Genomic DNA, 226 nt, shown 5'->3' with positions numbered 1-226 from the left:
GGATAGTGATAGCTTCAACCGGCAGCTCTACGGCTGCGCTTTGGGCGTGGATTATCGGCGGTATCATCACTCTTGCCAGCGGATTAACCATCGCTGAAGTTAGTGTCAAAATTCCAAAAACAGGCGGACTTTACGCTTATATTGAGGATGTCTACGGAAAGTTTTGGGGATTCCTTTGCGGCTGGGTTCAAACATTAATTTACGGACCCGCTATAATGGGTACACT

The 226-nt window shown here is 47.3% G+C and carries 1 protein-coding gene; it reads left to right on the top strand.

The genetic code is table 11. From position 1 onward, the window contains the following. Positions 1–226: amino acid permease (locus tag V7083_RS02285; protein ID WP_335474981.1), on the top strand; the 226-nt coding region annotated here is incomplete at both ends.

The sequence above is a fragment of the Bacillus sp. JJ1764 genome (genome assembly GCF_036962145.1).
Classification (GTDB): domain Bacteria; phylum Bacillota; class Bacilli; order Bacillales; family Cytobacillaceae; genus Neobacillus.
The sequence above is the reverse complement of the archived record's forward strand: the minus strand, read 5'-3'. Positions and strand labels throughout refer to the sequence as shown.